The sequence below is a fragment of the Riemerella columbina genome (assembly GCF_030517065.1).
Lineage (GTDB): Bacteria > Bacteroidota > Bacteroidia > Flavobacteriales > Weeksellaceae > Riemerella > Riemerella columbina_A.
The window spans coordinates 890,524-902,908 of the sequence record NZ_CP103950.1; the positions used below are offsets into that span (position 1 = coordinate 890,524).

At 36.9% G+C, this 12,385-nt stretch carries 10 protein-coding genes and 1 pseudogene; 3 read left to right on the forward strand and 8 right to left on the reverse strand.

Features of this window, described 5'->3' with window-relative positions:
• Positions 1-193: 193 nt before the first annotated feature.
• Entirely contained in the window at positions 194-823 is a 630-nt protein-coding gene (gene catB, locus NYR17_RS04285) for a type B chloramphenicol O-acetyltransferase (RefSeq protein WP_014043450.1), read from the reverse strand.
• Between the two features lie 158 nt (positions 824-981).
• On the opposite strand from catB, the gene NYR17_RS04290 reads away from it, so the two are divergent.
• Positions 982-2,268: an IS1380-like element IS613 family transposase gene (locus NYR17_RS04290; RefSeq protein ID WP_005805709.1), complete on the forward strand. Its 1,287-nt coding sequence runs from the start codon at positions 982-984 to the stop codon at positions 2,266-2,268.
• Between the two features lie 547 nt (positions 2,269-2,815).
• On the opposite strand, the gene erm(F) is transcribed toward NYR17_RS04290, so the two are convergent.
• From erm(F) to NYR17_RS04330, 7 genes and pseudogenes are all read right to left on the reverse strand, one after another.
• On the reverse strand, positions 2,816-3,616 hold the full coding sequence (gene erm(F) / locus NYR17_RS04295) for a 23S rRNA (adenine(2058)-N(6))-methyltransferase Erm(F) (protein WP_302506789.1): 801 nt from the start codon (positions 3,614-3,616) through the stop codon (positions 2,816-2,818).
• 196 nt (positions 3,617-3,812) lie between these two features.
• The gene (tet(Q), locus tag NYR17_RS04305) at positions 3,813-5,738 is read right to left on the reverse strand and encodes a tetracycline resistance ribosomal protection protein Tet(Q) (protein WP_302506791.1); all 1,926 of its coding nucleotides are present in this window, start codon (positions 5,736-5,738) and stop codon (positions 3,813-3,815) included.
• 672 nt (positions 5,739-6,410) lie between these two features.
• Positions 6,411-7,388: pseudogene (locus tag NYR17_RS04310) on the reverse strand (DUF3945 domain-containing protein); the annotation flags it as partial.
• Positions 7,389-7,478: 90 nt separating this feature from the next.
• Complete coding sequence (locus NYR17_RS04315) at positions 7,479-7,796, reverse strand: helix-turn-helix domain-containing protein (RefSeq protein WP_014791713.1); 318 nt, start codon at positions 7,794-7,796, stop codon at positions 7,479-7,481.
• A 20-nt stretch (positions 7,797-7,816) separates the two neighbouring features.
• Positions 7,817-9,880: a toprim domain-containing protein gene (locus NYR17_RS04320; protein ID WP_302506796.1), complete on the reverse strand. Its 2,064-nt coding sequence runs from the start codon at positions 9,878-9,880 to the stop codon at positions 7,817-7,819.
• The gene (locus NYR17_RS04325) at positions 9,852-10,199 is read right to left on the reverse strand and encodes a helix-turn-helix domain-containing protein (protein WP_014791715.1); all 348 of its coding nucleotides are present in this window, start codon (positions 10,197-10,199) and stop codon (positions 9,852-9,854) included. Before NYR17_RS04325 ends, NYR17_RS04320 begins: the two co-directional genes overlap by 29 nt.
• Before the next feature lie 270 nt (positions 10,200-10,469).
• On the reverse strand, positions 10,470-11,312 hold the full coding sequence (locus tag NYR17_RS04330) for an RteC domain-containing protein (protein WP_153841740.1): 843 nt from the start codon (positions 11,310-11,312) through the stop codon (positions 10,470-10,472).
• Positions 11,313-11,703: 391 nt separating this feature from the next.
• Between NYR17_RS04330 and NYR17_RS04335 the strand changes: the two genes are divergently transcribed.
• Both NYR17_RS04335 and NYR17_RS04340 read left to right on the forward strand, forming a co-directional pair.
• Positions 11,704-11,868, forward strand: a complete 165-nt coding sequence (locus NYR17_RS04335; protein ID WP_302506797.1) for a terminase gpP N-terminus-related DNA-binding protein — start codon at positions 11,704-11,706, stop codon at positions 11,866-11,868.
• A gap of 152 nt (positions 11,869-12,020) precedes the next feature.
• On the forward strand, positions 12,021-12,350 hold the full coding sequence (locus NYR17_RS04340) for a hypothetical protein (protein WP_302506800.1): 330 nt from the start codon (positions 12,021-12,023) through the stop codon (positions 12,348-12,350).
• Positions 12,351-12,385: the final 35 nt, after the last annotated feature.

A 12,385-nucleotide genomic window follows, 5' to 3' on the forward strand; every position in this document is an offset into this window, starting at 1 on the left:
TACAACATCGTATTGGCAATAGGCGGGCTGAACGGCTTCGTATCAACGGAAGTGCAAAATTCAACTTCTGTTCTTCGATTAAAGTTCAGTGCTAAAAATCCCGCCCATCGCCAATACGCGGCACGTTATGTGTAATTTTAGCCGCAAACGCAGTTAAAACAAAAAGGCTCCGAATTTCGGAACCTTCTTTTTATCATTTCATTTTTCTAAAAAACTTGTACAACAAATCGATTTTATTTGAACAAAGAATTGGCATTGCTTCAAAAAGGGTTTCTTCATCCCATTCCCACCATTTCATTTCCTGCAATTTTTGGATGTCATCATCACTAAATCTCTTTTTTATCAATTTGGCTGGATTTCCCCCTACAATTGAATAAGGTTCAACATCTTTTGTAACCAAAGCACGACTGCCAATAACAGCTCCATCTCCTATCTGAACTCCTGGCATTATCATAGCTTCACTACCAATCCAAACATCATTCCCAACAACTGTATCTCCTGCTTTTTGAAATCCATCTTGGCTTTTACTGAAAACATCAAATTCAGACATATAAAAAAATGGAAAACTGGAAATCCAATCATATTTATGACCTTGATTACCTGCCATTATGAAACTTGCACCGCTCCCTATTGAACAATAAGAACCGATAATTAGTTTATCGACATCATTCCTGTCCGGAAACAGATAACGAGCACAATCGTCAAATGAATGACCGTGATAATAACCAGAATAATAAGAATATTTACCCGAAATTATATTGGGATTAGTTATGTGGTCTTTGATTATTTTTCCTTTAAAAGGACTTTCGAAGAAATTTTTCATTATTTAACATATTTAATTTACCCTTAATTCCGCAACACTTTGATTTAACTTTATTTATAAGTTCCTGAGCAACAAAAAGTTGCTCAGGATTTTGCCATGTCAGAGGATTCACTTAACTTAGTGTTGCAAAAAAATAATCAAACAAAACCTCATCAGGCATGGCAAAAATACAAATAAAATCCGAGAAGCTCACTCCTTTTGGAGGAATATTTTCAATCATGGAGCAATTTGACTCCACATTGTCATCTGTAATCGACTCGACACTCGGTCTAAGGTGTAGCTCGTTCGGTTATCAGTACAGTGAAATCGTCCGTTCCCTCATGAGTATCTACTTCTGTGGTGGCTCATGCATTGAGGATGTCACTACTCATTTGATGAACCATCTCTCGCTCCATCCGACACTTCGTACTTGTAGTTCTGATACTATCCTCAGAGCGATAAAGGAACTGACGCAAGGAAACATCTCATACACATCAGATACGGGTAAGAACTACGATTTCAACACGGCTGACACACTCAATACCTTACTGCTCAATTGTATGTTTGCATCCGGCCAACTGAAAGAGGGCGAGATGTATGATGTTGATTTCGACCATCAGTTCATAGAGACTGAGAAGTATGATGCAAAGCCTACATACAAGAAGTTCCTTGGTTATCGCCCTGGCGTGGCGGTTATTGACGACTTGATTGTTGGCATTGAGAATAGCGATGGTAACACCAACGTTCGTTTTCATCAGAAGGACACGCTGAAGAGATTCTTTGAGAGATTTGAGCAGAACGGACTTACAATCAATCGTTTCAGAGCTGATTGTGGATCATGTTCCGAGGAAATCGTGGAGGAAATAGAGAAACACAGCAAATCCTTCTATATCCGCGCAAACCGCTGCAGTTCGCTCTACAATGACATCTTTGCTCTTAGAGGCTGGAAGACTGAGGAAATCAATGGCATTGAGTTCGAATTGAACTCTATTCTTGTTGAGAAGTGGAAGGGTAAAGCATACCGACTTGTGATTCAAAGACAGAAACGGATGGACGGTGTGCTGGATCTTTGGGAAGGAGAATACACATACCGTTGTATCCTGACTAACGACTATGAATCTTCCACAAGAGAAATTGTCGAGTTCTATAACCTTCGTGGAGGAAAGGAACGTATCTTCGATGATATGAACAATGGTTTCGGGTGGGACAGATTGCCCAAATCCTTCATGGCAGAGAACACTGTGTTCCTTCTTCTTACGGCACTTATCCGTAATTTCTACAAGGCCATTATCCACAGACTTGACGTAAAGAGGTTCGGACTCAATGCAACAAGTCGCATAAAAGCGTTTGTCTTCAGGTTTGTCTCTGTACCAGCCAAGTGGATCAGAACATCAAGGCGGTATGTGCTGAATATCTATACCTGTAATAATGCTTACGCAGATATTTTTCAGACTGATTTTGGATAACGCCTACAACTTATGGGTATGATACTGCGTATTGCCTCAAGTCGCATAGTGGGGCAAGGGGATATTGTGGGCAGAAGTGGGTATTTCAGCCTCAATTTATCTGCTAATTCAGTGATGAGAGGACGTTTAGACGCAAGAAGGACGCTGAAGAGCTTAGTTGCGGATTTGAGGTTTACAATAAGAGACAATAAGGAAACGAAGAATAATACTAAACTATTCTCTTCCTATACGTTGCGTAAAGTAAATATGCTAATCTGATAATTTCATCTGACAAAGATACAAAAAAACTACACATAACATCGCATTGGCAAAATGGCGGGTTAAGTACAAAATTCAACTTTTGTGCTTTTTATTCCGCCGAATGTGTTCCACATTCAGCTTTTTTTTAATAATTTAGCTTCTGTGGAAACACATCGGCTACGTTACTGCTAAATTGAACTTTCGGTTCAATTTATCCGCCACTTCGCCAATGCGTTTCCCGTTATGCGGCAGCTTAAAAGACGACACCAAACCAAAAAAATCATCTTGACAACCACCCGACTTTGAACTACGAAGGATGAAATTTTTCAGGGACAACTTCCAACATTTCCAAAAAACAGTTTTTCCATTGACTTGGAGACAAACAGACAATTTGAGCATTAAGGTTTAAACCGAATTTTTCTGAAATTGACCTGACCTGACTTTTCCTGAAAATCGACTTTAAAGCTGTTTTTACAGATAACTCAGGCTTCTGTAACAGACAGGAAATAAATGCTAAGTATTTGGCTTTAAACTTAAAATCAAAAATTAACTGTTTTCTTTTAATGTCTAACAGGGCTGACTTGACAGTTGGCGGTGGCAAGAAACTTTCAGGACCTACCTCATAGACAAGTTTCAAATCAAAAAAAGTATGATAGAAAACGGTATATGGATTGTAAAGCTTCCTCGAAAATAACTTTTGTGCAGGTTCTAACTGAAGGACAATGGAACCTCCCAGAAAATTTTCAAGACCCTCAAACATCAGGATTTTGAAAATATCGGAAGTAATGCCATAAGGAATATTTGACACCACTTTGAAAGGAAATTTCGGAACTTCAAAATTCCTAAAATCACAACCGACAACTTGAACATTTCGGGCATCAGAAAATAATTTTCGTAAATGTTCAACCAAAGCTGTGTCGTTTTCAATAGCTACGACATTATGTGCGATTTTTAATAAATGAACAGTTAGAAACCCTTTGCCTGCTCCAATATCTAAAACTGTATCTTGACTGCTTATATTTGCTATTTTTATTGCATTTTGTATTAGCACTTTATCAATAGTAAAGTGCTGACCCGTAAAACGAACGGGCAATTTCTTTTTTGTCATTATAGAGAAAATTTTATCATTTGAATATTGATATTGTTTATTTCTTTTCGGAGCTCGTCTATTTTTTTATTGCCAAGTTCTAATGCTTCTATCTCCTGCCATTCATAGAGGCTATTATATGCCATACATCCGATAAGAATGGAGATAAGTATATATCCCAACCGTATTGCCTTATAGAAATTTCCTGACCGCTCCATTATTTTAATGACATTGATTTTTGGAACATGAATAAAAGTTTATCTTTTTCGTTCATGCGGATATTATCAGAATAACCGTCTTTTGTTATTTGATACCCACATGGCTTAACCATAAAAATGCCTAAGCCCTTAGTGTACGAACTTACTTCTGATGCATAGTCTTTACTTGTATTTAATGGAACTTTCCCTTTAATATGACACCACTCATTATTGCAACTGATGTCTTCAATCTCAGACATCATTTTTTGCAAATCTGTAATAGCTTTGGAACTTGCCGCTTGGGGTATCTGCAACTCAAAATAGAGCATCGGTTCGAGAATGTCCACACCTGACTGTTGCAAGGCCAGCCTGAAGACATAAGGGGTCAGCTGTCTGAAATCAGCAGGTGTACTTACCGGGCTATAATACTCGGCTTGAGTAAAAGTTACTTTCAGATCAGTCACTTCCCATCCATGTAAACCAGATTGGCAAGACATACGAATCCCTTCAAAAACGGCATTTTGAAAAGAATGGTTCAGATAACCATAGGAGATGTCACTTTCGATTTGCAACCCTGTCCCTAACGGTAAGGGTTCAAGAGTCAGCCCTATTGTGGCCCAGTAAGGGTTGGGTGGTACTTCGATCTGAATAATCTTATTGACCTTTTTTATAGGTCGTTCTTTGTAGATAGTCTTGATCTCATCAAAATGGACCTTTACGGAAAATCGTTCTTCCAGCAATGTCTGTATGATTTCCTTTTGGGTCAAACCATATAACGAGATTTCCAATTCATCACTATATGAGTTTATGGAAAAGGACAAAGACGGGTCTTCAATCCACAATGTATTCAGAGCGGATATCACCTTGCTTCTCTCTTCGGGCTTGTCTGGCCGGACGGAGGATTTGAGAGCGGGATGCTGATGCGATAATCCTTGAATCAAACAAGGTTCAGCACCTAAATAATCTCCGATTCGAAAATCTTCTATATCTTCTACAATCGCGATATCATTGGCACCCACTTCATCAACATTTATCTCTCTGCCCTGATAAATAGTCTTTAGATTTTTAATCTTGATGAATTTTTCCGAATCGTTGATTCTTACAACGTCTCGAAGTCTCAGACTTCCGTCAATTATTTTAAGAAAACTTCTTTTATGCCCTTTGGGGTCATGCTCTATCTTATAGAGATAAGCTGAAAGTCTGTTTGAGACTGATGCCGGAGGAAGTATAAAAGAAGAAATGGCGTCCAACAACTCATTGATACCGATATTGAACATTGCTGATCCATGTAGCACCGGATAGACTTTGGCTTTTGCCACAAGAGCGATTATCGTATTCCAATAATCAGCCGGTGAAATTTCGCTATCCGCCAAATATCGTTCTAATATATCGTCGTCATGGTTGCATACAAATTCTTTGTATTCTTCCTTTATATATGTTTGGGAGCAAACCGGATAAACCGATCCATCGACAACAGTTTGCATAAACAGGACATCTTGCGACAGATTTGTTTTTATATCCATATACAAACGCTCCAAATTCACACCGGCACGGTCAATCTTATTGATAAATATAATTGTCGGGATTTGCAGCTTTTGTAAAGTACTGAACAGCAACTTTGTCTGCGCTTGTATGCCTTCCTTTGCGGATAAGATGAGGACTGCTCCATCAAGCATTTTGAATGTCCGCTCCACTTCCGCAATAAAATCCATGTGTCCCGGAGTGTCAATGATATTGCATTTCACTCCATTCCAGATAATAGATGTCGTAGAAGCCCGAACAGTAATTCCTCTACGTTTCTCTATATCCATAGAGTCCGTTATGGTGTCACCATTATCCACACGGCCGCACTTTTCCGTTGCTCCACTGGCAAACAGCAGATTCTCGGTTACGGAAGTTTTTCCTGCATCAATGTGAGCAAGAATTCCTAAATTTATAATATTCATTTGGATTAAGCAATAATATACTACAATAGATGCATTGTCGAAACGCACCTTTTAATACCTCCTCGTAGCATGTGAGAACTACAGGATTACTAACTCGTATTAATATGTATATTATTACTGCCGCATAACGATTACAAAATTACACAAAAAAATATATCTAACAAAAGTGGGAGGATTTTTTAAGGATTTTTTAACTTTTTACCATAGACATTTTATTAGGGAAGCGTAGGTTCAACTGGCAAGTACAAATAAGTAGAAATGTTTGAACAACACCGTTTTAGGAAGTTGAAAAATCAAGTTTCTCTCTCGGTATAGCGTTTATTTTGGCCAATATCTTCTTTAGTTTAGCATTTGTGTATTTCCCATTCGTGTTCTATTTAGCTCCTTATTATGAGTATGTAGCAAGTTACTTATCAAATTCAGCCTCTTTGAGGGTCAAATATGGTTTTGCAAATGGTGACTGACAAGACATAAACAAGGTCAGCAGGAATTTTTTACATAAATGGACATGAATGTATATAACCTAAAATAAGAATAAATTTTAATAAGGGCTGCCCAAAAAGAAAAAAATGCAGTTGCCATCCTATAGATACTTGCAGAAAGGATAAAATTTACTTTTAGACCTTTTGGGATAGCCCTTATTAATACTTCAGATAAAATTCCTTAGGTTACTTCCTTAAGCCTTTGTTTTTGTTCCTCATTAAGCTTAATACCCTTGATTTCATCGGGTATTTTGATGTATTCTTGACGCAAAGCAACAATTTCATTTGTCAATTCATCAATACTGATGATTGATGGGATTTTTTCACCCGTTTTTACATTGGTAAGTTCTACCACACGCCCCATATTTCCTGTCTTCAATAGATTTTCTTTGTCTTCTTGGGTAAATTCGTGTCCGAAAAACGGATAATCTAATTGGGGTTCTTTACGAATGCCGTGAATGGAGACACTTACTTTCCCTTCGTTATCTTTCCGTAAAGATAAACGCGCGTCGAAACGGGTAACGGCACTTCCTAAGTTCATGCTAATAGGTACTAAGCGATCCGTTTTATACCCCTTTAGTAAGGGTTCTAATAAGTTTCGTTTTTCTAGGTATTCTTTTGAGAGACCTATGCTATTCATTGTTTCCCAATCAATATCGTCTACTTCGTAACGATGGTTTTGTTCTTGGGTTGCCTCATCAGATGTGTCTTGCGATGGGGTTTCATTGACCTCTTGGGTAGTTTCTTGTACTTCCTGAGTATCTTTTACTTCTTGGGGTTCATTGGTTTGTTCCATTGTATTTTGATTTTGAGATTGATATTCTTGTGGTTGAACTTTATAAGGTTGCAAATCTTGGGGGGAAAGTTGAACTTCAAGTAATTTAGGAAAGGGAATTTTGAAAAAAGAAAAATGACTTGGATTTTTCACTTGCCTTAAAAAATTACTAAAGAAGTTTGAGAGTATATTTCCGTGAGGATCCACTCTCATAAAATCTTGCTGGTGTGCTGGATCTGGAGGAACGGTTTCTAACTGACCGTCTTTATCCAATCCTTTTACGGCACGAATCTGTTGTTCCTCTTGGTCATACACAAGCAATAAATCCGTCCATTGTTCATCAATAATAGGCGTATTTTCTTTTGGATTTGTTTCTGTGGATTCGTTAGCCATAGTATAATTAGTTTTGATGGTTTTAATTCATTAAAATTTAAATTGTAGAACGAAAATAGAAGCTGTAAATAAGAATCTAATACGATCGTGTTATTTTGGCTTTGATTGACCTTTTTTGGCTTTGACAGGGATACTAAAATGTTCTCTAATAAATTGATGTACATCTGATAATTTGTAGTAAATTTTCCCAGAAATCGTGTAATAAGGTAGTTTACCCTCAGAGCGATAACGCTGCAGAGAACGAGCTGATATTTTGAAGGTAAGCATTAAATCTTGATTGTCGAGTAATTCCTCTCCGTCGATGGTACTTCGTTTCTTTTCAGCTTTTTCAAAGCGTTCTGCAAGTAGGTCGAGACGATCCATCAGTCGTTCCATCCACATGATAAATTCCATTCGGTCGATATTCATAACGAGTAAGTTTTAGTGTTTTATTTTTGATTAAGTATTTTTTTCATGAGTTTGCCAATGCTTAATTGCTGTGGGTTTTGACTATCTGCAATCAATAATTCTTTGGCTTTGAGTTTTAGGATATAGTTTTTCGCTGTCCGTTCCTGTACGCCCGTTAAGGCTTTAATTTCTTGTACCAGTTCACTATATTCCCATACGGCTCTTTTTCTAAACAGAGGCGATACAAGGGTCGCTAACTCTGCCCCTTTGTCTTTCTTTTCAATTTTCCTTTGAGTGCCACAATAACGATGCATTCCACTTTTAGCGTCCCATCGAAACAATATCTTGGGTAATTGATTGGGGTCGCCTTTACGGATTTTCTTGGGTAATACTACAGAGCAAGCACTGCTCCGGTCTTGCTCTACCGAAAGCACCGCAGAGGCTTTTCGTTGCAACTCCGAACCTAAATGCCCCCGAAGTTTTAATCCCCCTGGCGTTAAATGTAATACACATACCATACAGGTTTGGTAATGTCCTGCCAGTGCGTATAATTCCTCTATCATTTCAATACTTTCGCTTTCATTATTAGCGGAACTTATTAAATCAGCAATACCATCAATGACCACCAGATGAATTCCTGAATACTCATAATACAAGGTATCCATACATTGTCGAATAATTTTCATACGCTCTTTCCTTGGAATTTGAGTAAGACAATAGGCTTTAAAATTTAAGGGCATCGTATCGAGCTGGGCTCGTTTTAGTAATATGGAAATGTTGTCGTACAATTGATCTGCGGATTGTTCGGTATCGAAAAATAAAACCGCATGATTATCACAATAGGTTACATTGAGTCCTAATAAATCTATGGCGTGATTGCCCTGATATAAACTCCCTGCAATCATTGCGGCCACATAATGACTTTTCCCCGTTCCTTCACCTCCTGTAACCCCTAAAAGACTACTTTGCAACCCAATCGCCGCTTCTTTTAAAGCGATGATGGTTCTTTGCTTGGCGGGTGGTTGATTCCATTGAATTTCACAGGATTGTAATAATGAAAGCCCTTGCTTATATTTTTTTTGAAGCATTTTCAAAAACAATGTTTTCAAATCCTTAGCGGTATGACCTTGTTGAAAATAGTTTGAGATGTCTTTATTGTCTTTCGTTCCAGATAGAGGAAGTTCTAACACTTCTACCAGATCCTCTAATTTTTCTAAATGGCTTTGTACCGCCTTTTTTCCTGCCTGATCCACATCATACAATAATACGATATGACGAAAGCGACCTTTTAAAGATTGAATGAGAGAGATGGGAATATGACTATTTTCACTATTAAAACAAATGGCTGAAAAGCCTTTTGCATACAAACTCATCACATCTTTTTCTCCCCCTGTAATAAACAAAATATCATCACCTTCTAATGGTAATTGTTCCAATCCAAAACAGTAATCCGTAGCAATACCTGCATATAGAAAACGATGTTTGGAAAGGGGACGATAGATTTTTATAAGTTCCGCATTTTGATAAGAAAAAATGGGTTCATCATCATTGGATTCTATTCGATAGGCTTGTCCTTTTTTATTGATGCTTTCAAAAGATTGCAAGGATTTCACTCCAAATGTTTCTAAGACCTTAATCGTTATTCCAAATGTTTCCCAATAGTCAAGTTCTATTTTACTGAAGTTCTTATCTACTATCATATAGGGACGATAACTAGGTAGTTCATTAGTTGCCATAGGATTGGCTTCCACTTTGATTTTTCTTTGAGGGCGTTTAGATGCACTAGAATAAGAAATATCTAACCCTAAATTTAAATCTTGATTGATCATTTTTAGAATCTCTACAAAGTCATGAGCTTGTGTACAGTCCAAACCGTATAAATAGCCAACCAAGGAAAAGCAATCACCCTTAAAGCGAGGATCCCCAAAATCTTTAATCCGATAGATACCTGTTTTTTTATCCTTGTAAATATTACAAGAGGGATTTTTATCATCATAAAAAGGGTTTTTAAAGTTTTGTCCCACTTTCCAATTCCCCGAAACATAATGACGAAATACTTCCAGCCCGTTATTGGTCTTACTTAATATGTCTTCCTTTTTGAACATACGAGTGTGCTTTTTGAGTTAAACTTTCTAAGTAATCCGCTGTACTTTTTATCACATGAAATTCCATAAGTTGTCGGATGCTTCCTAAAGTGTAGAAGTATTGTCCATGGACTTTAGCATAGGTGATTTCATTGTTCTGTCGCATACGCCAAAGAGTTTTCTCGCTTAAATGGAGGTATTGACATACTTCGTGGTTATTGAGCCATAATTGGTCAATGATTTCTGTTGATTGAGATTGTTTTTGGATATACGCTTTAATAAATTGGATTTCTTGGCGTAATTGTAACCATTGGTTCTCTTCAATAGTGATTAATTTCATTACTTCTGATTTTATCGTTTATCTGAGGACAAAGTTCAGAAGACTGAGGCGATGATAACGCCAAGTTTTGCCAATGGGTAGATAGAAAATTAGCACATTTTAACGCATTTATTTTTATGCTTTAATAATCATAAATTTAGAGCAAAAAAAAGACGCTTGAAGCGACTAATAATCATTTTGAAGTTAGTAAAGTAAGTAGTGTGAGTGTGGTTTGCCAATGGGTGTTTATGGGTGTTTTTCTCTTATGCCCAATAAATGGGCAAAAGCAAGCTATAAGTTTTTATTGATATAGTTTTGCAAAGAAGATTGTAATTGATCAATAAATAAGGTTTGAGATTTTGAACGAAATTTCATACGATGAAAGGAGTGATTAATATCCTTGAGTTCCACTTTAAATATCCTTTGAAAAGCAAAAGAGATAGCGCTCAGGTTGGTATTTCCATTGGAAATAGCACCAGAACAATATAATGCATAGATTAGCTCCACAAGGGCATTTTTAGAAGCACTCCATTCCAAGGAATGTTCAAAATCCTCTATATCTTCGTATTGTTTTTCAGTTGTTCTGAATAATAGATAATCATAAAATAACTCACGAGCGATAATTCTAGCGACTAAATAGTCATAATAAGTAGAAAAATAGGGGTCTAAATCAAAGACATGATTTTCTAATCCATCAGCAAGATTAATAGCGAAACGCTTAAAGTAGAGAGCATCTTTATCATTTCTGCCCGACCAATAATAGCGATAAAAATCATCCGATTTTAGAAAATAATCATAACGCTTTCGGCATCTTTCCTCCTCATCACTAAAGTATTTTTTAGTAAAGTCATTGATAGAGGTAGGGCGTAGCATTTCTGTACGATACACTCGATTGTAAAAGATTAATTTCCCCTGAATATTGGGTTTGATATGTCGAAAGAAATAGATTTCTTCATCATCATCTTCAAAGCCTTTTTGTAAAACCTCTTTACGAAATTCTTGCAATTTGTCATTTAGGTAAATCACCATCTTAAGTGCTTCCTGCGTAATTTGCTTGGTTTCAAACGTTACTTTTTTTTCTTCCTTTTCAATCTCTTGTTCAATTCGTCTGAACATGTTTACATAATGCGACATATTAGATTTTTTAAAATTAAGACTAAAAAAATAAGCATTAATTATCACAAACTAAAATAGGGAGAAAGAAGAAAATCAAACAAGAAACAAAATTTACATTCAAATAAATCCTGTAATAAAACTTTGTATGTATTTGCAGGCTGCACGCCGCAAGCGTGCTTCTCTATGGATGCCGACTTGCAGCGTGCAGCCTGCAAAGCAAAGTTACAAGATTTTTTTTTGAAAGTAAATAAGTGTATATTTGCGGTATTGAGTTTTCAATGAAAATCAGTGAAATTCAAGGAAGCAAGTTGAGTTACTAATTCGTTACCTGATATTTTAAAAATACTTGTAATGTTTTGGTATTTAGACAGATAATGGATTACTTTATTTTTAAATAAAAAAATGCGTTATGAAAGCAATAACAGACCAAGCCAAGCAAAGAGCCTTTAAATACTATTGTATGGGGCTAAACAGCAAGGAAATAGCCAAGCTATTAGACTGCTCATATAGGACGATACAAAATTTTATGAGTGCGGAAAATTGGAAAGAAAAACGCCAAACATTAAAAAAATAATGTATCTTTGTCGCTCCTAAACAAAAGAACATTAACGAGAATAGACAAACTTTGCCCGTGTGGTATGGTGGCGGTTGGCGAAAGCTCCGCAACGCTTCTTTTGGCGTAGGACACCTAACCCGCAAGGGCTTTATATTACCTAAACAAAAGAAATGACAAAGAAAGAAACCGCCGTAATCATAGACGGCAAAGCGATTGACCTAAAAGAGTGGTTTGTATCTAACCAAGAAAAAGGGCTAAATAACACCGAGTTTGCGGAAGTATGCCAACTGGGGTGGTTAATAAATGATATAATAGGCGTGTGTGCTACGGCTTTACATTTTATTAGCGAAAATGATAAGCTAAGCAGTGGAGACCTCCGCCAAAGCTTCGGAGCAAGTGCAGGAGAAATAGCACGGGTTTTAATGTTTGCTCAAACCCTTACGCCTCATTTAGAATTAGAGTTATTAACCAATATTCAAAAATCACTCCAAGAGCAGTAAGTAAATGACCTCGCAAAAGCGGGGTTATTTTTTTT